The organism is Amycolatopsis sp. NPDC049691 (assembly GCF_040675005.1).
GTDB lineage: Bacteria > Actinomycetota > Actinomycetes > Mycobacteriales > Pseudonocardiaceae > Amycolatopsis.
The window spans coordinates 392252-414107 of sequence record NZ_JBFANX010000001.1 but is presented as its reverse complement, the minus strand read 5'-3'; the positions used below and the strand labels follow the sequence as shown (position 1 = coordinate 414107).

The 21856-nt window shown below is 72.4% G+C and carries 16 protein-coding genes; 4 read left to right on the top strand and 12 right to left on the bottom strand.

Features of this window, described 5'->3' with window-relative positions; translation table 11 throughout:
• Positions 1–153: 153 nt before the first annotated feature.
• From glgX (AB0J40_RS02005) to AB0J40_RS01975, 7 genes are all read right to left on the bottom strand, one after another.
• Positions 154–2301, bottom strand: coding sequence for a glycogen debranching protein GlgX (gene glgX, locus AB0J40_RS02005; protein WP_364446209.1), 2148 nt, complete (start codon positions 2299–2301; stop codon positions 154–156).
• Positions 2302–2353: 52 nt separating this feature from the next.
• A complete protein-coding gene (gene treZ / locus AB0J40_RS02000) occupies positions 2354–4075 on the bottom strand; it encodes a malto-oligosyltrehalose trehalohydrolase (protein ID WP_364446207.1) in 1722 nt (573 codons plus the stop codon).
• Positions 4072–6348, bottom strand: coding sequence for a malto-oligosyltrehalose synthase (treY, locus tag AB0J40_RS01995; protein ID WP_364446205.1), 2277 nt, complete (start codon positions 6346–6348; stop codon positions 4072–4074). The genes treZ and treY overlap by 4 nt, the downstream gene beginning before the upstream one ends.
• Entirely contained in the window at positions 6345–8471 is a 2127-nt protein-coding gene (gene glgX / locus AB0J40_RS01990; protein WP_364446203.1) for a glycogen debranching protein GlgX, read from the bottom strand. Before glgX (AB0J40_RS01990) ends, treY begins: the two co-directional genes overlap by 4 nt.
• Positions 8472–8547: 76 nt before the next feature.
• Positions 8548–10509 carry a 4-alpha-glucanotransferase gene (gene malQ / locus AB0J40_RS01985; protein ID WP_364446201.1) on the bottom strand — a complete coding sequence of 654 codons (1962 nt, stop codon included), beginning with the start codon at positions 10507–10509 and terminating at the stop codon, positions 8548–8550.
• 100 nt (positions 10510–10609) lie between these two features.
• Positions 10610–10810, bottom strand: coding sequence for a hypothetical protein (locus AB0J40_RS01980; protein ID WP_364446198.1), 201 nt, complete (start codon positions 10808–10810; stop codon positions 10610–10612).
• On the bottom strand, positions 10807–11436 hold the full coding sequence (locus AB0J40_RS01975; protein ID WP_364446196.1) for a hypothetical protein: 630 nt from the start codon (positions 11434–11436) through the stop codon (positions 10807–10809). The genes AB0J40_RS01980 and AB0J40_RS01975 overlap by 4 nt, the downstream gene beginning before the upstream one ends.
• A gap of 109 nt (positions 11437–11545) precedes the next feature.
• Between AB0J40_RS01975 and AB0J40_RS01970 the strand changes: the two genes are divergently transcribed.
• From AB0J40_RS01970 to AB0J40_RS01960, 3 genes are all read left to right on the top strand, one after another.
• The gene (locus tag AB0J40_RS01970) at positions 11546–12736 is read left to right on the top strand and encodes a histidine kinase (protein ID WP_364446193.1); all 1191 of its coding nucleotides are present in this window, start codon (positions 11546–11548) and stop codon (positions 12734–12736) included.
• Positions 12737–12983: 247 nt separating this feature from the next.
• On the top strand, positions 12984–13649 hold the full coding sequence (locus AB0J40_RS01965; RefSeq protein WP_364446190.1) for a response regulator transcription factor: 666 nt from the start codon (positions 12984–12986) through the stop codon (positions 13647–13649).
• 41 nt (positions 13650–13690) lie between these two features.
• Positions 13691–15130 (top strand): amino acid permease, encoded by a 1440-nt coding sequence (locus tag AB0J40_RS01960; protein ID WP_364447267.1) that lies wholly within the window; start codon positions 13691–13693, stop codon positions 15128–15130.
• Here AB0J40_RS01960 and AB0J40_RS01955 read toward each other — a convergent pair.
• The 3 genes from AB0J40_RS01955 to AB0J40_RS01945 form a co-directional block, all read right to left on the bottom strand.
• On the bottom strand, positions 15108–15890 hold the full coding sequence (locus tag AB0J40_RS01955; protein WP_364446188.1) for a hypothetical protein: 783 nt from the start codon (positions 15888–15890) through the stop codon (positions 15108–15110). The two genes, AB0J40_RS01960 and AB0J40_RS01955, sit on opposite strands and share 23 nt — an antisense overlap.
• A 16-nt stretch (positions 15891–15906) precedes the next feature.
• The gene (locus AB0J40_RS01950) at positions 15907–17259 is read right to left on the bottom strand and encodes a glutamine synthetase family protein (RefSeq protein WP_364446185.1); all 1353 of its coding nucleotides are present in this window, start codon (positions 17257–17259) and stop codon (positions 15907–15909) included.
• A gap of 465 nt (positions 17260–17724) precedes the next feature.
• Positions 17725–18531 (bottom strand): EamA family transporter, encoded by an 807-nt coding sequence (locus AB0J40_RS01945; RefSeq protein WP_364446182.1) that lies wholly within the window; start codon positions 18529–18531, stop codon positions 17725–17727.
• A gap of 342 nt (positions 18532–18873) precedes the next feature.
• Here AB0J40_RS01945 and AB0J40_RS01940 point away from each other — a divergent pair, with 342 nt between their 5' ends.
• Positions 18874–19053 carry a hypothetical protein gene (locus AB0J40_RS01940; protein WP_086674396.1) on the top strand — a complete coding sequence of 60 codons (180 nt, stop codon included), beginning with the start codon at positions 18874–18876 and terminating at the stop codon, positions 19051–19053.
• A gap of 130 nt (positions 19054–19183) precedes the next feature.
• On the opposite strand, the gene AB0J40_RS01935 is transcribed toward AB0J40_RS01940, so the two are convergent.
• Together AB0J40_RS01935 and AB0J40_RS01930 are read right to left on the bottom strand one after the other, a co-directional pair.
• Positions 19184–20365: an ROK family transcriptional regulator gene (locus tag AB0J40_RS01935; RefSeq protein ID WP_364446179.1), complete on the bottom strand. Its 1182-nt coding sequence runs from the start codon at positions 20363–20365 to the stop codon at positions 19184–19186.
• An 11-nt stretch (positions 20366–20376) separates the two neighbouring features.
• Positions 20377–21840, bottom strand: a complete 1464-nt coding sequence (locus AB0J40_RS01930) for an ABC transporter permease (protein WP_364446177.1) — start codon at positions 21838–21840, stop codon at positions 20377–20379.
• Positions 21841–21856: the final 16 nt, after the last annotated feature.

The window sequence follows — 21856 nt, the reverse complement described above, 5'->3', positions numbered from 1 at the left end:
TCCCCGCAACGAATTTCCGGCGGATGTCCGGGACGTTAAGATCGCGCGCGAACGCGGCCCGCCGACACGCGGACCCGAACGGCCGACACCCGTACCCGAATGGACGAACGCCCCGGCCGCGAGGTCGCGCCGACCTCGCACCGGCGGTACGGGTCAGGGGCCTTCGACCGGCGCCTCCGCCGCCAGGCGCGGGGCCCGCAGCAACAGCAGCGAGCGCGACTGCAGCGTCACCCGGCTCTTGGCCTCCAGGACACCCGGGTTGGCCGGGCTGCCGTCGGCGGTGCTCGTGTCCAGCGTCGGCTTGAACGTCTCGCCGTACTCGCGGCCCGGCAGCACCACCTCGGCCGGCTCGTCGCCCGCGTGCAGCCACAGCAGCCACGAGTGGTCGGGCACCAGCTCGCCGTCGCGGTTGCGGGCCTGGCTGTTCGAACCGTCGATCCACATGCCGAGCGTGTGCCGGTCCTCGAACCAGTCGGTCTCGCCGAACTCCTCGCCGTCCGGCCGGAACCAGACGAGGTCGGGCTGGCCGGTGGGGGTCGTCCGGCCTTCGAAGAACTCCGGCTGCCGCAACGCCGGGCTGTTCGCCCGCAGCCGCACGACCCGGCGGGCGAAGGTCAGCATGGCCTCGGCCTCGGGGGCTTCCGGCGTCCAGTCCAGCCAGGACGTCTCGTCGTCGAGGCAGTAGGCGTTGTTGTTGCCGCCCTGGGTCCGCCAGAACTCGTCGCCCGCGGTGATCATCGGGGTGCCGGTGGACAGCAGCAGCGTCGCGAACATGTTCCGCACCTGCCGCGCGCGCAGCTCGCGGATCCCGGGGTCGGCGGTGTCGCCCTCGGCGCCGTGGTTCCAGGAGCGGTTGTCGTTGCCGCCGTCGCGGTTGTCCTCGCCGTTGGCCTCGTTGTGCTTTTCGTTGTAGGACACCAGGTCCCGCAGCGTGAAGCCGTCGTGGGCGGTGACGAAGTTGATCGACTGCCACGGCCGCCGCAGGTTGTGGTCGTACAGGTCCGACGAACCGGACAGCCGGTAAGCGAGGTCGCGGACGCCGGTCGCGCCGCGCCAGAAGTCGCGCACGGTGTCGCGGTAGCGGCCGTTCCACTCCGCCCACTGGGCGCCGAACCCGCCGACGCGGTAGCCCTCGCCGGTGGCGTCCCACGGCTCGGCGATGAGCTTGCAGCGCGAGAGCACCGGGTCGGTGGTGATCGCGGTGAGCAGCGTCGAAGCCGGGTCGAACGGGCCGCCGCGGGCCCGGCCGAGCGTGCTGGCCAGGTCGAACCGGAAGCCGTCGACGCCCAGTTCCTGCGTCCAGTACCGCAGCGAGTCGGTGACCAGCCGGACCACCGTCGGCGAGCCCGCCTCGAGGGTGTTGCCGCAGCCGGTGATGTCGGCCATGTGCCCGCGGTCGGTGTGCAGGTAGTACACGGGCGCGTTCAGCCCGCGGAAGCTCAGCGTCGGCCCGTCCGGCCCGCCTTCGCAGGTGTGGTTGAACACGACGTCGACGATCACCTCGATGCCCGCCGCGTGCAGCGCGGCCACCATCAGCCGGAACTCCTCCACCTCGTGGCCGGGCTCGCTGGCGTAGGCCGCGTGCGGCGCGAAGAAGCCGAGCGGCGAGTACCCCCAGTAGTTGTGCCGCCCGGCCCGCACCAGCGACGGCTCGTCGAGGAACGAGTGCACCGGCAGCAGCTCCACCGACGTGACGCCGAGCCGGGTCAGGTACTCGATGGCCACCGGGTGGGCCAGGCCGAGGTAGGTGCCCCGCAGCGCCTCCGGGATGAAGGGGTGCTGCTGGGTGAACCCCTTGACGTGCAGCTCGTAGATCACCGCCTCTTCGAACGGCACCTCCGGCTTGATGCCGGTGTCGGGGCCGCCCGGCGAGGTGACCACCGACAGCGGCACGCTGCCCAGGGAGTCCACAGTGGACATCGGGCCGCGCTCGGGGTCGCCGGTGAAGCCCTGTGCCGCGGTCAGGTCGGTGAGGCCGCCGGTGATCTGCCGGGCGTAGGGGTCGACGAGCAGCTTGTGCGGGTTGCAGCGCAGGCCGCGGGCGGGGTCGTACGGGCCGTGGACGCGGTAGCCGTAGCGCTGCCCCGGCGTCACGCCGGGCACCAGGCCGTGCCAGACGCCGAACGTGCGCTCGGTGAGCGCGATCCGGCGTTCCGACCCGTCGGCGTCGATCAGGCACAGGTCGACCGCGTCCGCGACGGCGGAGGTGATCGCGAACCGGACCCCGCCCGCCTCGGGGTGGGCGCCGAGCGGGAACGGGCGTCCGGCGCGGACGTGCTGGGTCGAGGGTCGTGTGGCCATTCCTGAATCGTCCCAGATCCGGCCGGTCCGCCGCGCCCCTATCCCGGGACGGTTACCGGGCCGCCGCCGTTTCGACGAGGGCGAAGGTGTCCGGCGGCAGCTGCGCGGCGCCCCCGTCCACAGTGGCGTCCGCCCAGGTCAGCACCGTCGTCGTGGCCCCGAGGGGGAGCGTGACCGGGCCTTCGCCGAAGTTGACGGCCAGCCGCAGCGCGCCGCGGTGCAGCACGAGCCAGGAACCGTCCGGCGCGGCGTCGACGCGCAGGCCGTCGACCCGCGGATCCGCCAGCTCGGGGTGGTCGCGGCGCACCCGGATCAACGCGCGGTACAGGTCCAGCACCTCTCGGTGACCGGGCCGTTCGGCCTCGGCCCAGTCGAGCCGGGAGCGCTCGACGGTCGCCGGGTCCATCGGGTCGGGCACCTCGGACTCGCCCCAGCCGTGCCGGGCGAACTCGCGGCGGCGGCCCGTGCGGACCGCCTCGGCCAGCTCCGGGTCCGGGAAGGAGGCGAAGAACTGCCACGGTGTGCTCGCCGCCCATTCCTCCCCCATGAACACCATCGGCGTGAACGGCGAGCAGAACAGGATCGCCGCGCCGCAGGCCAGCCGGCCCGGCGAGACCGTCGCGGACAGCCGGTCGCCGGTCGCGCGGTTGCCGATCTGGTCGTGGTTCTGCAGGTAGGCGAGGAAGCGGTGGCCCGGCACGGTCCGGGTGTCGACCGGGCGGCCGTGGGTCCGCTCCCGGAATGACGACCAGGTGGCGGCGTGGAAGAACACCTCGCGCAGGACCCGCTCGACGGCGTCCGGCGCGGCGAAGTCGGTGTAGTAGCCGGACGTCTCGCCGGTGAGCTTGACGTGCAGTGCGTGGTGGAAGTCGTCCGACCACTGCGCGTGCAGGCCGTACCCGCCGCGCTCGCGGGGCGTCACCAGCCGCGGGTCGTTCAGGTCGGACTCGGCGATCAGCGTCAGCGGCCGGTTCAGCGCCGCCGACAGCGCCTCGGTCTCGGTGGCCAGCTGTTCGAGCAGGTGGACCGCGCGCCGGTCGAGCAGCGCGTGCACCGCGTCCAGGCGCAGCGCGTCGACGTGGAAGTCGCGGAACCAGCTCAGCGCGTTGTCGAGCACGTACCGGCGGACCTCGTCCGAGCCGGCGCCGTCGAGGTTGAGGCCGGGGCCCCAGTCGTTCTGGCCGGCGAAGTACGGCCCGAACTTGTCGAGGTAGGCCCCCGAGGGGCCCAGGTGGTTGTAGACGACGTCGAGCACGACGGCCAGACCGCGCGCGTGCGCCGCGTCGACGAACCGCTTGAAGCCGTCGGGCCCGCCGTAGGGCTCGTGGACCGCGCCCCAGAGCACGCCGTCGTAACCCCAGCCCGCGGTGCCGTCGAAGGAGTTGACCGGCAGCAGCTCGACGTGGGTGATGCCGAGGTCGACGAGGTGGTCGAGCCGGTCGATCGCCGCGTCGAAGGTGCCGCCCTCGGTGAACGTCCCGACGTGCAGCTCGTAGAGGACGCCGCCGGGCAGCTGGCGGCCGTGCCACGCGTCGTCCGTCCACTGGAACTCGCCGTGGTCGTAGACGCGCGACTCCCGGTGGACGCCGTGGGGCTGCCACCGCGACCGCGGGTCGGGCAGCGGCTTCTCGTCGTCGTCCAGCAGGAAGGCGTAGTTGATGCCGTCGGCCTCGGCGTGCCACCAGCCGCCCTCGCCCGCGGTCATCTCGTGCACGCCGGCGTCGACGCTCACCCGGACCCGCCCGGCGGACGGGGCCCACACGCTGAACCTCATGCGTCTCCTCGCACCAGCAACGCGACGGGGTACCGATCGAACAGGGTGGCCACGTCGGAAGTCGCTTCGCGGCCGGTCAGGACGTCGGTCCAGACGCCGTCGGGCAGCGGCAGCACGGTGCCGCGCCAGCCGCCGGCGGCTGCCAGGCCGACCGGCAGCCGGGTGACCGCGACGGCCAGGTCGGCGGACCTCGTGAAGGCCAGCACGTGCTCCGCCGCGGGCCCCTCGGCCCGCAGCGGCCGGTAGCCGCGGAACAGCGCCGGGTGCTCCCGGCGCAGCCGCAGCGCCTTGTGCACGACCAGCAGCTTCGCCGCGCCGGACGCGTCGATCTCCGGCTGCTCGCCGTCGGCGATCCGGGCCAGGATCTCGCGGCGGACCGCGTAGTCGACCGGGCGGCGGTTGTCCGGGTCGACCAGCGAGAAGTCCCACAGCTCGGTGCCCTGGTAGACGTCGGGGACGCCGGGCGCGGTCAGCTGGACGAGCTTCTGGCCGAGCGAGTTCGCGTAGCCGGGCTTTTCGATCCGCGCGACGAACGCTTCGATGTCCGCCGCCAGCTCGGCGTCGGCCATGACGTCTTCCGGCCACGCGGCGACGTCGGCTTCGAACGTCTCGTCGTGGTCGGTCCAGCTGGTCCGGAGCTTGGCTTCCTTGGCCGCCTTGTCGAGGTAGTCGCGCAGGCGGGCCGGCTCGATCGGCCACGTCGACACGAGCGTCTGCCAGGCGAGGAGGTTCAGCGCCGGCTCGGCGATCGCGCGGCGCACCGTCCAGCGGCGGACGGCGTCGGCGAACTCGCCGGGCAGCTCCGCCAGCACGGCCATCCGCGCGCGGGTGTCCTCCGAGCGCTTGGTGTCGTGCGTGGTCAGCGTCGTCATCGCGGCCGGGTGCCCGGCCTCGCGCTCGGCCGCCAGCCGGTGGAATTCCTCGACGGCCAGGCCGAACCGGTCCGGGTTGCCGCCGACCTCGTTGAGCGCGGCGAAGCGGGTGTAGCGGTAGAACGTCGTGTCCTCGGTGCCCTTGGCGACGACCATGCCGGACGTCTGCTGGAGCCGGGTGGCCAGCTCGCCGTCCGGCTCGGCGCGGACCTGCGCGTCGAGCGTGTCCAGCGCGGCGGCCAGGTCGGGGCGCGCCTGGCGGGCCCCGGCGATCGCGGCCGCCCAGTGCGCCGCGCCTTCGGGCAGGTACGAGCGGTAGACGGGGAACGCGACCATGGTCTCGGCGACGGCCTCGCGCGCCGCGTCCTGGTCGATCCCGCGCACCAGCGCCGCGATCCGCCGGACCTCGGCGACGAGGATGCGGTCGGTGACCAGCCGCCGGGCCTCGGCCTCGACGCGGTGGTAGCCGGTTTTCACGCCCAGTTCGGTGGCCAGCTCGGTGAAGCCGGGCTCGCCCGCCGGGTCGACGAAGACGCCGGCGATCTCGCGCAGGGCGTCGTAGCCGGTGGTGCCGTCGACCGGCCAGCTCTGCGGCAGCGGCTCGCCGGGGTGCAGGATCTTCTCCGCGACGATCCACGCGTTCGGCGCGTTCTCCCGCAGCCGCCGGAAGTAGCCGCCCGGGTCGGCGAGGCCGTCCGGGTGGTCGACGCGCAGGCCGGTGACGTCGCCGTCGGCGACCCAGCGCAGCACCTCGCCGTGCGTCGCGGCGAACACCTTCGGATCCTCGACGCGGACCGCGGCCAGGTTCGTGATGTCGAAGAACCGCCGGTAGCCCAGCTCCGCGTTGCCGCGGCGCCAGCCGATCAGCCGGTAGTGCTGGCGCTCGTGGACCTCTTGGGGCGTCCCGCCTCCGGTGCCGGGCGCGATCGGGAACCGGTGGTCGTAGTAGGCCAGCTCGTCGCCGTCGACGGTCAGCTCGGCGACGGCGTCGTCGTCGCCGAGCACCGGCAGCAGCAGCGGGCCGCGCGCCCAGTCGATGTCGAAGAAGGACGCGTATTCGGAGTCGCGGCCGTGCTCGAGCACGTCCCACCACCACTTGTTCGCCTTCGGCACCTCGACCGACATGTGGTTCGGCACGATGTCGACCACGAGGCCGAGCCCGAGCTCCTTGAGCAGTGCGCTCAGTTCGCGGCGGGCGTCCTCGCCACCCAGCGCGGGCCGTGCCCTCGTCGGGTCGACGACGTCGTAGCCGTGCGTCGAGCCGGGTGCCGCGTCCAGCACCGGCGAGGCGTAGAGCGCGCCGATGCCCAGGTCGCGCAGGTAACCGGCGATGCCGGCGGCGTCGCTGAAGGTGAACTCCGGACGCAGCTGCACCCGGTAGGTCGACTCCGGCACCGTCATTCGGACTCCGTCTCCGTCCGCTGCAGCACGATCAGGGAACGGGCGGGCAGGGTGAACTGGCCACCCCCTTCGATGGGTTTCGCGTCGGCGGGCTCGACCTCGCCGGCGGCGGTGTCGATGACGACGGTCCAGGCCTGGCCGTAGCCGTTGCCCGGCAGCTTGGCGTCGATGTCCTCGTAGTGGGCGTTGAACGCGAGCAGGAACGAGTCGTCCTCGACCGGCATGCCCCGGGCGTCGAGGTCCGGGATCGCCTGGCCGTTGAGGAAGACGACGACCGCCTTGCCGAAGCCGTCGTCCCAGTTCTGCTCGGTCATCTCCTCGCCGGCCGGGGTGAACCAGGCGATGTCGCCGAGCTTGTCGCCCTTGCCGACCGGGCCGCCCTGGAAGAACCGGCGACGGCGGAACACCGGGTGCCGGTGCCGGAACGCGCCCAGCCCGGCGGTGAACCGGACCAGGTCGGCGTGCTCGGTGGCCAGCTCCCAGTCCATCCAGGACAGTTCGGAGTCCTGGCAGTAGACGTTGTTGTTGCCCTGCTGGGTCCGGCCGAACTCGTCGCCGTGCAGGATCATCGGGACGCCCTGGGACAGCATCACCGTCGCCAGCATGTTGCGCTGCTGGCGGGCGCGCAGCTCGTTGACCTCCGGGTCGTCGGTCTCGCCCTCGACCCCGCAGTTCCACGACCGGTTGTCGTCGGCGCCGTCGCGGCCGTCCTCGCCGTTGGCCTCGTTGTGCTTTTCGTTGTAGGACACCAGGTCCCGCAGCGTGAAGCCGTCGTGCGCGGTGACGAAGTTGATCGAGGCGAAGGGGCGGCGGCCGTCGTCCTGGTAGAGGTCCGACGAGCCGGTGATCCGGCTCGCGAACTCCCCCAGCGTCGAGGGCTCGCCGCGCCAGAAGTCGCGGACGGTGTCGCGGTACTGCCCGTTCCACTCCGTCCACAGCGGCGGGAAGTTGCCGACCTGGTAGCCACCGGGGCCGACGTCCCACGGCTCGGCGATCAGCTTCACCTGGCTCACGATCGGATCCTGCTGCACGAGGTCGAAGAACGTCGACAGCCGGTCGACGTCGTAGAACTCGCGCGCCAAGGCCGAGGCGAGGTCGAAGCGGAAGCCGTCGACGTGCATCTCCGTCACCCAGTAGCGCAGCGAGTCCATGATCAGCTGCAGGGTGTGCGGGTTGCGCACGTTGAGGGAGTTCCCGGTGCCGGTGTAGTCCATGTAGTACTCGGGCTCCCCCTCCACCAGCCGGTAGTAGGCCTCGTTGTCGATGCCCCGCATCGACAGCGTCGGCCCGAGGTGGTTGCCCTCCGCGGTGTGGTTGTAAACCACGTCGAGGATCACTTCGATGCCGGCCTCGTGGAAGGCCTTCACCATCCCCTTGAACTCCTGGACCTGACCGCCCTCGCCGGGCATCGCGGCGTAGGAGTCGTGCGGCGCGAAGTAGCCGATCGTGTTGTAGCCCCAGTAGTTCGTGAGGCCCTTCTCCTCCAGCCCGTGGTCGGAGACGAACTGGTGCACCGGCAGCAGTTCCACCGCCGTCACGCCGAGCTTCTGCAGGTGCTCGACGACCGCGGGGTGCGCCATCCCGGCGTAGGTGCCCCGCAGCGCCTCCGGCACGAACGGGTGATTCACCGTCATGCCCTTGACGTGGGCCTCGTAGATGACCGTCTCGTTGTACGGCCGCTTCGGCTGGCGGTCGTTGCCCCAGTCGAAGAACGGGTTCGCGACCAGCGAGTACGGCACGCGGCCGGCGGAGTCGGCGTCGTTGCGCTCCTCCGGGTTGGCGAACTGGTAGCCGAACAGCGACTCGTCCCACTTCACGCCGTGCGAGACGGCCTTCGCGTACGGGTCGATGAGCAGCTTGTTCGGGTTGCAGCGCAGGCCGCGGGCCGGGTCGTACGGACCGTGCACGCGGAAGCCGTACCGCTGTCCCGGGCCGACGTTGAGCAGGTAGCCGTGGTGGACGAAGCCGTCCACCTCTTCGAGCGCGTACCGCGTCTCGTTGCCCTCGGCGTCGAACAGGCACAGTTCGACTTGCTCGGCCACCTCGGAGAAGAGGGCGAAGTTCGTGCCCACTCCGTCGTAGGTCGCGCCGAGCGGGTAGGGCGTTCCGGGCCAGGGCCGCACTGGGGTCTCCTCGAGCTTTCGGGTCGTGCCGGTCGTCCGCGCTGACGGACGAGAGTCGTGTGCGCGGGGGTACCCGTTACCCGGGCAGGGGACGCGCCGCTGCGAGCGGCGCCACCGCGGCGCGCACCCCCTTCGCGGTGAAGAAGCCGTCGACACTGACGGGAAGGGGGATCCGCCAGTTAGGGTACTGGTCGACCGTCCCGGGCAGATTCGGCTGCCGCACCTGGCCCGAGACGTCCGCCGGCGACGTCAGCACCAGCCGGGACGCGGCCCGCGCGAGCAGGGTGTGCAGCGCGACGACCATGTCGTCGTCCGGAATCCCTTCGCGGGCAAGGAGTTCCCGCAGGGCCTGCCGCTCGGCGGCGGCCGCCTCTTTCTCCGCTTCGACCCCGCGGTCCAGCAGGCCCAGCTCGGCCCGGACCCGGACGTGCTCACCCTGAAGCCAGCCCGAGACCGTCGGCAGGTCGTGCGTCGAGATGCTGGCCATGGCCTCCGGGTCCCAGGTGCCCGGGCTGGTGAACGGCTTGCCCGGCGCGTCCCAGTCGCGTTCGAACCACAGCACGGCCGAGCTGAGCATGCCGCGTTCGTGCATGGTCTCGGTGACGGTCTCCTCGACCGTGCCGAGATCCTCCCCCACGACGACCGCGCCGGCCCGGTGCGCCTCGAGCGCGAGCACGCCGACCATGGCGTCGGCGTCGTAGTGGACGTACGTGCCGCGGTGCGCGGGCTCGCCCGGCGGGATCCACCACAGCCGCCAGAGCCCGGCGATGTGGTCGACGCGGATGCCGTCGGCGTACCGCAGCACCCCGCGGATGACGTCCCGGAACGGCGCGTACCCGGCCTCGGCGAGCTTGTCCGGCCGCCACGGCGGCAGGTTCCAGTCCTGGCCCTGCTGGTTGAAGGCGTCCGGCGGCGCGCCGACGCGGACGTCGGCGGCGAAGACGTCGCGCACCGCCCAGGTGTCGGCCCCGCCTGGGTGCACGCCGACCGGCAGGTCGTGCACGATCCCGACGGCCATCCCGGCCGCGCGGGCCCGGCTGCGGGCGTCGTCCAGCTGGATCCGGCAGAGGTGCTGCAGCCACGCGTGGAACCCGACGCGCTCCTTCAGCTCTTCGCGGGCCTTCTCCACCTCGGGCCCGGCCGGGTCCCGCAGGGGCTCCGGCCAGTCCCGCCAGTCGGCGCCGTGCTGCTCGGCGAGGGCGCAGAAGAGGGCGAAGTCCAGCAGGTCCCGGTCTTCGGGCAGCTCCTCGGCGCGGTGCGGCCACAGCAGCTCGAGGGCGGCGCGCTTGGCCGTCCAGACCTTGTCGTAGTCGATGAGCTCGCCGTCGCGGTCCGGGACCAGCGACTCGACCGCTTCCCGCGTCGCCGCGTCGGCCTTGGCGAACGTCTCGGTGGCGGTGACGCGCAGGTAGATCGGGTTGGCGAAGCGCCGGCTCGCGGGCGAGTACGGCGACCGTTCGACCGGGTGGGCCGGGCTGAAGGCCTGCACCGGGTTGACCAGCAGGACGCCGGCGTCCAGCTCCGAGGCCGAGCGGGCGGCGAAGGTGGCGAGGTCGGCGTAGTCGCCGATGCCCCACGAGCCGGCCGAGTGCAGGGCGTAGAGCTGGAGCATCCAGCCCCAGGCGGGCGGGACGTCGGGGAGCTTCGCGGGGACGACGGCGAGCACGACGTCCTGCTCGGCGGTGACCACCCGGTGCCAGCCGAGCGGCAGGTCGCCGGGGATTTCGCCGGTGGTGGCGCGCCGGCTGCCGTCTTCGAGCACGATCTCGGCGTCGCCGGGCAGCGGCCGGCTGACGCCTTCCTTCAGCACGATCGTCGGCGGCAGTTCGTCGGGCGCCCGCGCCGCGAGTGCTTCGGCGACGGCGTCGTCGCTGGTGGCGTCGACCCCGAACTGGCCCAGCACGGCGACGACGACGTCGTCTTCGACTTCGACCCACTCCTGGTCGGCGTTCTCGTACCGGGTGGCGACGCCGTAGCGGTCGGCGAGCTGGTGCAGGGCGCTGCGGGCGGGGATCTCGTCGGGCACGGTGACCAGCATTCCGGTGCCGGGCCTTTCCCGCCATCTGCACGGCCGCTTTGGGGGGTCCGGGTGGCGGAGCCCCCGGCCCGGGGCGAAGCCCCGATCGACACGGACGACGTCACCCCCGTCCTCTGTGCCGCCGGCCTGCCACCAGCACCCCCGCACCCGCCAGCACCATCACGACGCTCGCCGCGACGTGCAGCGACGGCGGCAGCAGGTGCAGCTGGAGGAACCAGCTCGGCGAGCCCGCCTCCAGCAGCCGGTTGAGCAGCCCGCCCGCGCCCTGGACGACCAGCAGGATCCCGAGCAGCTCGATCACGACCGCACCTCCGCCTGGCCGGCCAGCTCCTGCCAGAGCGGGCCGGTGACGAACCAGATCGCCGCGACGGTGCCCAGCCGCGGGAACCAGTCCCACAGCGGCGCGACCTGCTCCGGCGTGCCGATCGCGAAGATCGCCGCCAGCAGCGCCACGGCCGCGAGCCCGCAGGCGAGCAGGCACTTGCCGAACTCGCGCCATTCGTGCCGCGCCTTCTCCCGCCCTTGCCGCTTCGGCGGCGGCCCGCTGTGGCAACCGGGGCTTCGCCCCGGGCCGGGGGCTTCGCCACCCGGAACCCCCCGAAAGCCGACGGCGAACCGGTGCGCGAACCGCGCGTCGGCCCACCGGACCATGCCGGGCCCGAAGACGACGCTGAACCCGAGGTACACGGCGGCGAGGCCGTGGGTGAAGTTCGCCTTCGCCCCGCCGGCCAGGTCGAGCGCGGTGGCCACCAGCACCACGACGTCGATCAGCGGCACCATGGCCAGCAGGAGCACGGAGGCGCGCCGGGCGCGCAGCACGTACCGCACGGTGAGCCCGGCCGCGATCAGCACCCAGAACCCGATTTCGCCCGCGGCGACCACGGCGGCGGCCGGATTCTCCGCGAGGAACTTCCCGATCTCGTTCACGCTCCCAGGCTCGCCCGCGGGCCGCCCGGAGCGCGTCGTCGGAAAGCAGGACCGGGAGTCATCACTTCGTAGGACGCGCCCCGGTCACCCGGTGTGCTGGGATGGTCACATGTCCATTCCCCGCCTCCGCGCCCTCCCGGCGTGGCAGCAGGACGCGGTGATCGCCCTGGCCACGTGGGTGGTCGGCGTCCTGGTCTACGCGAGCGGCATCCACCGGCTGGTGACCGCGTACGACCACGCGCCCGTGTGGGTGCGGCTGCTGGAGCTGACCGCGCTGTGTGGTCTGGAGCTGCTCCGCCGGTGGGTGCCGGGCGCGCTGCTGCTGGCCACGGCGGTGCTGGCGGTGGACATCGGGCTGGGCCCGTCGCTGCCGGTGGTGGTCATCTACACGGACTTCCTGTACGCGGCCACGCTGTACGGCTCGCGGCGCACGAGCCGGGTGATGATCGGCGTCGCGGCGCTGTCGGTGGTGACCGTGCTGGCCGGGGTGCTGCTGCTCGGGCAGGAGTGGCGCACGGCGGTGCTGGCCGCGGTGGGCACGCTGCCGTTCGTCCTGACCCCGGTGTGGTGGGCGGCGAACATCCGCCAGCAGCGCGACATCGCCGACGCCGAGCGGGCGAACGCGGGCCAGCTGGCGAAGATCGCGGAGCTCGACCGCCGGGCGGCGGTGGCGGCCGAACGCGGCCGGATGGCGCGTGACCTGCACGACGTGATCGCCGGGCACCTTTCGGCCATCGCGATCCAGTCGGAGGCGGCGTTGTCGCTGTCGGACCCGCAGCTGGCGAAGACGGTACTGGCGTCGGTGCGGGCGAACAGCGTGAGTGCACTGGCGGAGATGAGGGCGATGATCGGCCTGCTGAAAGCCGAGGGCACGAGCGCGGAGACGACGGCGCCCGCCCGCCTGGCCGAACTGTCCCGATTGGTCGAGTCGGCGAGGGCGAGCGGCCTGGCGGTCAAGGTCGAGTCCACAGTGGACAAGAAGGTCCCGCTCCCGACGGCGGTGGACCTGACGGCGTACCGGATCGCCCAGGAGGCCCTGACGAACGCGGCGAAGCACGCCCCGGACGGCGGCCAGGTCGACGTGGACATCCGGCATTTCGACGGGATCCTGGAGGTCCAGGTCCGCAACGAGGTGAGCCACCCCCCACCCGAGGCGGCCCACGGCTCGGGGACGGGGCTGCTGAACATGCGCGAGAGGGCGGACGCGGTGGGCGGAACGCTGACGGCCGGCCCATCGGGCGAAGGGTGGCTGGTCCGCGCGGAGCTTCCGGTAGGCCCACCGGAAGGCACCGCCCGATGACCATGCTCCCCGCCGCCGAGCGACAAGCCCGCGCGCTGGCTGCCGCTCCGGACGGCCGGCATCCGCTCGGCCACCCGGCAAGCCCTGGACGCCACCTGATGGCCGCCCCCACCAAACGGCGAACCCGCGCGCTGACCACCGCCCCGTCCAGCCAACGCGCGCTCGGCCTCACACACCCGATGGTCACGACTGCCGAGCGGCAAGCCCGCGTGCCCACCACCGGCCAACTCCCCTTTGGCCCCACCCGATGACCGTCACCGTCCTGGTCGCCGATGACCACACCGCCATCCGCGACGGCCTGGCCATGATCCTCGACAACGCCGAGGGCGTCCGGGTCGTCGGCCAGGCCGCGGACGGCGCCGCCGCCGTGCGGCAAGCCCGCGCCCTCCGGCCCGACGTCACCCTCATGGATGTCCGGATGCCCGGCACCGACGGCATCACCGCCACCCGCCAGCTGCTCGCCGAAGGCCTGTCCGAAGTGCTCGTCCTCACCACCTTCGACCTCGACGAGTACGTCGACGGCGCGCTCCAGGCCGGCGCGGCCGGCTTCCTCCTCAAATCCGTCGAGGCGCCCCGGCTGATCGAGGCCGTCAAGCGCGTGGCGGCCGGGGAAGGCGTGCTCGCCCCGGAGGTCACGCGGCGCCTGATCACCGCCTATGCCGCCAACCGGGAGCCGGCGCCCGTCCCGCGCGGGCTCGATACCCTCACCGACCGCGAACGCGAGGTGCTCGGCTGCCTCGGCGCCGGCCTGTCCAACGCCCAGATCGCCACCCGGCTCTACATCGGCGAGACGACGGTGAAGACCCACGTCTCCCGCGTCCTGACCAAGCTGGACCTGCGCTCCCGCGTCCAGGCGGCGATCCTCGCCCAGGAGAACGGCCTCGCCGCCGCCGATCTGCGGGAACCCCCGTGACCTTCTAACTTCTCCTCATGGGTGTGCGGAGAACCTTGAACGTGGACGAAGTCCTGAAGCGCCAGGACTCCGGGGAGCTCAAGCGGCGGCTGCGCGGGCGCGACCTGGTCGGGTTCGGCGTCGGGATCATCATCGGCACCGGCATCTTCACCCTCGCGGGCGTCGAGGCGAAGACCCACGCCGGGCCGTCGGTGACGCTGTCGTTCGTGCTCGGCGCGATCGTCGCCGGCCTCGCGGCGCTCTGCTACGCCGAGCTCGCCTCCAGCGTGCCGACCGCCGGGAGCGCCTACACCTACGCCTTCGCCACCCTCGGCGAGGTCTTCGCCTGGATCATCGGCTGGGACCTGCTGCTGGAGTTCGCGCTCGGCGCCGCCGTGGTGTCGCGCGGGTGGTCCGGCTACCTGGCCAACCTGCTCGGCCTGTCCCCGGACTGGTTCGGCGAGGACGCGAAGGTCAACGTCGGCGCGGTGCTGATCATCGCCGTGCTGACCGTGGTCGCCGTGCTGGGGATCAAGGAGTCGGCCTGGCTGACCAACCTGCTCGTCTGCGTGAAGGTCGCCGTCTGCGTGCTGGTGCTGGCGGTCGGGCTGTTCTTCGTCAAGGGCGCGAACCTGACGCCGTTCATCCCGCCCGCCCAGGCGCCCGAGAGCGGGTCGACGGTGCTGGAGCAGCCGATCGTGCAGGCCGCGCTCGGGCTGGAGCAGTCGGTCTACGGCATCGCCGGCATGGTCACCGCCGCCGCGGTCGTGTTCTTCGCCTACACCGGGTTCGAGGCGCTCGCGAACCTCGGCGAGGAGACGCTCAACCCGCGCAAGGACCTCCGCGTCGGCATCCTCGGCGCGCTCGGCGTCTGCGCGCTGCTCTACATCGGCGTGTCGATCGTGCTGACCGGCATGATCCCGTTCACCGACATCGACACGGGCGCGCCGCTGGCCGACGCGTTCGACCGGGTCGGCCAGCACTGGGTCGGCGCGCTCATCTCCCTCGGCGCGGTGACCGGCCTGACGTCGGTGATGATGGTCGAGCTGGTGACGATCGGCCGCATCGGCTTCGCGATGGGCCGCGACGGCCTGCTGCCCAAGGCACTCGGCACCGCGCACCCCAAGTGGGGCACCCCGCACCGGATGACGATCGGCGGCGCCGCCCTGATCGCCGTGCTGGCCGCGTTCGTCCCGATCTCCGAGCTGGCCGACATGGTCAGCATCGGCGCCCTCTCGGCGATGATCATCGTGGCGGTGGCGGTCCCGGTGCTGCGCCGCCGCCGTCCCGACCTCGACCGGCCGTTCAAGGTGCCGTTCTCGCCGGTGGTGCCGGTACTCGCCGCGCTGGCGTGCCTGTACCTGATGCTCAACCTGAACGTGCTGACCTGGATCCGATTCGCCGCGTGGCTGGTGATCGGCCTGGTGATCTACTTCGCCTACGGCCGCAGGCATTCCCGCTTCGCGGCCGAGGCGGAAGTCAGTCCCAGTAGGACGGAGTGAGCCCGGCGACGCGGGCCGTCTCGCGGGTCGCCGCCACTTGGTCCGCGTCGACCACCACCAATACTCCCGATCCGGCCAGTGCCGCCGTCATCCACTCGATCGGCTGGTCGTGGATCCCGTTGTCCCCGAACGACGGGTAAGTGTCCACAACGGACAGCAGGGTGCCTTCGGCGCCGATGCGGATGCCCGCGACGAGCACGAAGTGGCCGCCGGGCGGGCGCCAGCGTGACGTCCACAGTGGAGGGACGCCCGTGTCGAGGTAGTCGAGCAGCGCGCGTTCCGGCGTGTCGTGGGCGCCGAGCTCGGCGGCGTCGATCCGGGCGATCACCGCGACGCGCGGGACGTCCCACAGGCCGGCCAGCAGGTCGAAGAGCGTCTCGGTGGTCCACTCCCCCGTCACCGGCACCGCCGCCAGAGCGCCGCCCGAGAGCGTGCCGACCGCCGTGGCCAGCCCGGAGACGCGCGTTCCCGCGGCGGCCGGGTCGTCGGCCACGGGCACGGGCAGCCGGAACTCCGGCCGGCCCGCCTCGCCCGGCGGGCGCTGCACCGGGCCGCGGACCGTGCCCGCGGCCACCGCGACGGCGTCCTGGTCGCGCACGTCGAGCCCGGCCGCGCGCAACGCGGCGAGGCCGCAGAACGCCGCGGCCAGGCCGTCCTTCTGGGGCAGCTCCGCCTGGGCCACCGCGGCCAGCCGGGCGCCGCCCGGCAGCCACCGCACCCCGGACAGGTCGAGCTGCCCGCCGTCGATCCCCGAAGACATCGGTCCCCTCAGGTCCTCAGTAGCGCCACAGGTGTGCGGCGACGATCTCCTCGACGCTGCGCTCGGCCGCCCACGCCGCGTCGGACGCCCGCACCGCGCGGAAGGCACCCAGCAGCTCTTCGCCGAGCACGCCGGCGATCCGCGGGGACGCGAGCAGCGCGGCGTCCTGTTCGGCGGTGTCGGCCGGGAGCCGGCGCACGCCGCGCGTCTCGCGTTCGCCTTCGGTCCAGCCGCCGGGGTCCTCGGCGATCGGGCCGGGCAACGCCACCGCGTCTTCGATGCCCGCCATCCCGGCGGCGAGCACGACCGCCAGGGCGAGGTACGGGTTGGCGGAGGCATCGGACGTCTTGAGCTCGACGTTCGCGTGGTCGGCGCCCAGCAGCGGCGAGCCGGGCACGTACCGCAGCGGCGCTTCGCGGTTTTCGATGCCCCAGAACGCGTACGCGCCCGCGAAGTAGCCGGGGCGCAGCCGCAGGGTCGACGGGACGCTCGGCGCGGTGATCGCGGTCAGTGCCGGGAGGTCCCGCAGGAGGCCGGCGAGGTAGCCGTCGTCGGCCGGTTTGCCGTCGCCGCCGGTCTCGAGGAGGTTGCGGCCCTTGCGACGGACGGAGGTGTGCAGGTGCCAGCCGTTGCCGGCGGCGCCGAGCCCGATCAGCGGCGCGAAGCTGGCGACGAGGCCGTGCGTGCGTGCCGCGGCGTGGATGGTCTGGCGGGCGAGGAGCTGGTCGTCGGCCGCGGAGACGGGATCCGTGGCGGCGAGCGACAGCTCGAGCTGGGCGACGCCGTATTCGGCGTGCAGCTGGCCGATCCGCAGGCCGTTGGCGGCGAAGTCGTGCAGCAGGGCTGCGACGAAACCGTCGAGGCCGACGAGGGCGTGCGGGCTGTAGGCGGGGCCGGGGTGCCCGGGCGAGGTGACGACGTCGGTGCTGCCCGCGGGCGCGACGGCGAACTCGAGTTCGTAGCCGGCCCGGAACTCCAGCCCCCGCCGCGCGCCCTCGGCGACCTGCGCTTCGAGGACGGCCCGCTGGCAGTACGGCCAGGGGGCGCCGTTCTGGGTGACCTGCCGGACGGGAGCCCAGGCGAGCGCGGGCTGCCCGGCGAGCCGCCGCAGCCGCTCGACGACGGGCACGAGCCGGATGTCCCCGGAGGGCGTGCCGAGGCCGGCGTGGCCGTACGTGATGGCGTCGTGGCTGTCGAAGACGGCGAAGAGCGAGGTGGCCCCGACCCCGCGGGTGGCGGCCTCGGCGAGCCCGGCGACGGGGACGATCCGCGAGCGCGGGATGCCGTTGTTGTCCGCCCAGGCGAGGTGGACCCCGCCCACTCCGGCGGCCGCGAAGTCCTTCGCCGCCGCCGACGCCGCCTTGGTCATGGCACCCCGCCTCCTCAGGCCCGAGCAGGCCCCGCCCATCCCGGGGGACGAGCCCCGCTTCAGCGTATCGGGAGGGTCCGACGAAAGGCGCGGGAAAAGGGGGTGGCGGGCCGGGTAGTCCACATCACGGGCGGGCTGTGGACAACTCCGTCGGGGGCCGGTGGCCATCGCCGAAGCGCAGCCGGTCGGCAGCATCGCGGCGGCGAAAGGGGCAGGGGTACTTCACCGTGGTCTCGTCCGTAGCGCAGCCGGCCCGCAGCACCTCGGCGGCGAACAGGAGCCGGGTTACTTCACCGTGGTCTCGTCCGTAGCGCAGCCGGCCCGCAGCACCTCGGCGGCGAGCAGAGGCAGGGCTTCTCCACCGTGGTTTTGTCGCAGCGCAGCCAGCCGCCAGCACTCCGGCGGCGAACAGGAGCCGGTTACTTCACCGTGGTTTCGTCCGTTCCGGGAGCCGGCGGGGTTGCCTCACCCCGGCGGCTCCGACGCGGGCCCCGCGGACTCGTCCCGGCTCCGCAACGCCACCCCGGCCACCACGGCCAACGTCCCGACAGCCTCCGGCACCGACGGCACCTGCCCCAGCAAGACGAACCCCATCACCCCCGCCGTCACCGGGAGCAAAGCCAGCAGCACCGCGAACCGGGCCTGTCCCACCCGCCGCAGAACCACCTGGTCCAGCGCGTAGGGCACCACAGTCGACAGCACCCCGACCCCGACGCCGAGCAGCAGCATCCGTGGCGAAGACCACACCTCACCCGTCCCGAAGGCCAACGGTGACAGCACCACCGTCGCCGCCGTGAAGCCGATCGCCAGGCTGTCCAAGCCCGACGACGAGGTCGAAGCCACCCGCTTGCCCAGCACGATGTACCCCGCCCAAGCCGCCGCCGCGCCCAGTGCGAACAACACGCCCGGAACCGACCCCGACAGCTGGACGTCCGCGATCGCCACCACGCCGCACGCCACCAGGACCACCGCCAGCACGTCGCGCACCGAGCGCGTGCCGAACGCCGCCACCAGGACCGGGCCGGCGAACTCCATCGCCACCACCGTGCCCAGCGGGAGCCGGGCGATGGCCTCGTAGAACAGCACGTTCATGCCCGCCGTCACCACGCCGAACACGATCGCCAGCACCAGCCCGCGGCCGCGCCAGGCCGCGCGCCCCGGACGGCGCCACGCCAGCAACACCACCGCCGCCCCGAGGCACCTGAGCCACGCCACTCCGGCCGGCGTCGCGTGGCCGAAAAGGTCGACCGCGATCGCCGCGCCCGCGTACATGGAAATTCCGCTGAGAACGAACAAGAGCGGAGCGGGTACCCCGGAAACCCGTCGGGGCGAAGTCACCGTACTCACCACCCCATGGTGCCTGACCACGGAAAACGTAACTCTCCGGGTATTCGTCTCCTGCATTGCGGGACGCGGCTACGACATCCGGGGTAAATCGGCGTGACTCAGGTCCCACCGGCGCGGGAACACTTGCGGGCCGCGAAACGTCTGCAAGAGTGGAAGCACGAACACCGCGGAGCCGGGAGCGAGCGTAGCGCCCGGCATCAGTCCCGAAGTGGGCGTAGCTGGATCGATGGCACCGGGCGACCGGTGCCGGGACGGAGGGAGACCCCCATGACATCGCCGACGCTCACCCGCCCCGAACTGACCGCCGCCGACCGCTGTGACCGGTGCGGAGCTGCAGCTCAGGTACGAGCCATCCTCTCCGGAGGTGGCGAACTGCTCTTCTGCGGGCACCACGCCCGCGAGCACGAGGCCAAGCTCAAGGAACTGTCCGCCGACATCCAGCGGTAACCACGCAGACGCGAAAGGCGGCCGGTGCGCACAGGCACCGGCCGCCTTTCTGCATCTTGCAAAGTGCGTGGCGTTTATCACGGCGAGGCCGCGAAAAGCAGTGATTCCGGACACGAAACCGGACAAGAAATCAGACAGAATCCAGTACGACTTCGAACGCCACTTCCGCGGCACCCAACAGCTTCACGTCGGCCCCCAGCGCGGAGCTGACGATCCGGGTGCCGCCGACCGCCCGGCTCACCAGGCTGCGCCGCCGCACCTCCGCGCCGACGTGCCGCAGCACCGCCTCCGGCAGCACCGTCAGCAGGTCGCCGAGGATCACCAGCTGTGGCCCGAGCAGGTTGACGACGTTGATCAGCCCCAGCGTCAGCCACTCGGCGAACTCCGCCAGCCGCGTCAGCGCCGCCTCCGGGTCACGCCCCAGCTCGCGCAGCTCGAACAGGATCGCGCCGCGCGGCGTGTCCTCCGGCAGCCCGAGAGCCCGGCACAGCGCCGCTTCGCCGACTTCGGTCTCCCAGCAGCCGCTGCTGCCGCAGTAGCAGGGCCGGCCGTCCGGGCGGATCACCATGTGCCCGATCTCGCCGACGTACCCCGAGCCACCGCGCAGCGCCGCCCCTTCGGCGATGACGCCGCCGCCGACGCCGACGTCCGCCGAGATGTACACGATGTCGGACGCCCCGCGGGCGGCCCCGCGCAGGTGCTCGGCCACCGCGCCGAACTCGGCGTCGTTGCCGACGAGGATCGGGATCTGCAGCACCCCGCCGAGCCGCTCGCCCAGGGCGACGTCGGTCCAGCGCAGGTTCGGGGCCTCGTGCACGTACCCGTCGGCCCGCCGGATGACGCCGGGCACCGACACCCCGGCCGCCACCGGGGTCACGTCGAGGTCGCCGGCCAGGATGGCCGTCGACTCGATGACGTGCGTGATGACCTCGTCGGGCTGGCCCATCCGGCCGCGCAGGTTCCAGCTGTTGCGGCCCAGGATCTGCCCGCCCAGCCCGACCAGGGCGATCGCGACGTGCTCGACCTGCAGGTCGACCGCGAGCACGACCGCCGCGTGGGGCTGGGGCAGGACCAGGAGCGAGGGGCGGCCCGCCCCTCGTCCCGGCCTCGGCACCTTCTCCTCGACGACGCCGGCTTCCGCCAGCCCGTCGACAAGGGTCTTGATCGTGCTCCGGTTGAGCCCCAGCTCGGCGGCCAGGGTCGCCCGGGTGCTCGGCCCGCCGACGTGCAGCAGGCGGAGCAGGGTCGTGCGGTTGTGCCGGCGCACCTCGTCCGGACGCGCGACGGGTGAGCTGGACACGGGCTTGATCATCCCATGCTGGTTCAGCGAGTCGACGCAGCCGCGCGGCGCCGGGACAGCGCGTCGACCGTGGCGGCGAGCAACAGGACCAGGCCGGTGACGATGTTGACCACCGCGGCCGGCTGCTTGAGCAGGCCGAGGCCGTTGATGACCACGGCGATCACCAGGCCGCCGACCACCGCGTCGGAGACCCGGCCCTTGCCGCCGAACAGCGAGGTCCCGCCGATGACGGCGGAGCCGACCGCGAACAGCAGCGTGTTGAGGCCACCGGACTGCGGGCTGACCGAGCCGACCTTCGACGCGGCGACGATGCCGCCGATGGCCGCGACCGCCGACCCGATGACGAACACGCTCGCCCGGATCTTCGGCACGTCGATACCGGCGCGGCGCGCGGCTTCCTTGTTGCCGCCGACCGCGTACACGAACCGGCCGTACTTGGTCCGGTTGAGCACGTAGGTCCCGGCGACCAGCAGCACCAGCATGAGCGGGATGACGTACGGGACGCCCTCGATCGTGACGACCGTCTTGTTCGGCGACCGGTTGATCGTCAGCAGCCAGGTGCCGACCGCGGACAGCACGACGAGCGCGCCGACCTTGATCAGCACCAGGGCCGTCGGCTGCACGACCAGGCCGCGCTGGAGCCGCTTGAAGTGGCTGAGCAGCGTGACCACGGCGAAGCCGCCGGCCGCGACGAGGAAGAAGATCCAGCTGCCCAGGGTGTTCAGGTTGCCGTTGGCGATCTTGTACAGGACGTCGGAGTTCGTGATGCCGATCGTGCCGCCCTCACCGATGAACTGCAGCAGGACGCCCTGCCACACGATGAACAGCGCCAGCGTCACGACGAAGGACGGCATGCCGATCTTCGACACGAGGAACCCGGTGATGCAGCCGATCGCGGTACCGACGCAGATGGCCAGCAGGATCTCCAGCCAGGCGTTCGCGGGCACGCCGATCGCGACGATCAGGAGACCGATCAGCGACAACGCGGCGCCGGCCCAGATCCGCTGGTAGGCCGACAGCAGCATGGCCGCGGCGAGCACGGCGATGAACGTGATGAAGACGCCGGAGCCCATGGAGCCCAGCAGGTTGCCCGCGTGGACGTAGTGCAGGGCCATCACCGACGCGGCCGTCCCCGAGGCCACACCGGCGGCGAGGTCGATCTCGCCGAGCAGCAGCACGAAGACGATGCCCATCGCGATGATGATCACGCCGGCGCCCTGCGGGAAGACGTTGGCGATGTTCGCCAGGGTCAGGAAGTTGTCCGACAGCGCGCTGAACAGGATGACGAGCACGAGCAGGCCGAACAGCGACGGCAGCGCGCCGAGTTCACCGGCCCGCAGGCGCGCGAAGTAGTCGCGGATCGCTTCGCCGGTTGACATCGATGTCGTGTCGATGCCGAAGTCGGCGATGGCCGCGGTGGAGGTCTGGGTCTGCGCGAGCGCGTCGGCGGGTGAGCCGACCTCGTGCTTGGCGGGAGTCTCAGTCATTTCCGGATCTTTCTTC

Excerpts from the sequence above, each read along its gene's own strand:
- AB0J40_RS01970 (WP_364446193.1), top strand. The coding sequence starts at position 11,546 with ATGTCCATTCCCCGCCTCCGCGCCCTCCCGGCGTGGCAGCAGGACGCG.
- AB0J40_RS01965 (WP_364446190.1), top strand. The coding sequence starts at position 12,984 with ATGACCGTCACCGTCCTGGTCGCCGATGACCACACCGCCATCCGCGAC.
- AB0J40_RS01950 (WP_364446185.1), bottom strand. The coding sequence starts at position 17,259 with ATGACCAAGGCGGCGTCGGCGGCGGCGAAGGACTTCGCGGCCGCCGGA.
- AB0J40_RS01935 (WP_364446179.1), bottom strand. The coding sequence starts at position 20,365 with ATGATCAAGCCCGTGTCCAGCTCACCCGTCGCGCGTCCGGACGAGGTG.
- AB0J40_RS01940 (WP_086674396.1), top strand. The coding sequence starts at position 18,874 with ATGACATCGCCGACGCTCACCCGCCCCGAACTGACCGCCGCCGACCGC.
- AB0J40_RS01945 (WP_364446182.1), bottom strand. The coding sequence starts at position 18,531 with ATGTACGCGGGCGCGGCGATCGCGGTCGACCTTTTCGGCCACGCGACG.
- malQ (WP_364446201.1), bottom strand. The coding sequence starts at position 10,509 with ATGCTGGTCACCGTGCCCGACGAGATCCCCGCCCGCAGCGCCCTGCAC.
- AB0J40_RS01930 (WP_364446177.1), bottom strand. The coding sequence starts at position 21,840 with ATGACTGAGACTCCCGCCAAGCACGAGGTCGGCTCACCCGCCGACGCG.
- glgX (WP_364446209.1), bottom strand. The coding sequence starts at position 2,301 with ATGGCCACACGACCCTCGACCCAGCACGTCCGCGCCGGACGCCCGTTC.
- treZ (WP_364446207.1), bottom strand. The coding sequence starts at position 4,075 with ATGAGGTTCAGCGTGTGGGCCCCGTCCGCCGGGCGGGTCCGGGTGAGC.
- AB0J40_RS01955 (WP_364446188.1), bottom strand. The coding sequence starts at position 15,890 with ATGTCTTCGGGGATCGACGGCGGGCAGCTCGACCTGTCCGGGGTGCGG.
- treY (WP_364446205.1), bottom strand. The coding sequence starts at position 6,348 with ATGACGGTGCCGGAGTCGACCTACCGGGTGCAGCTGCGTCCGGAGTTC.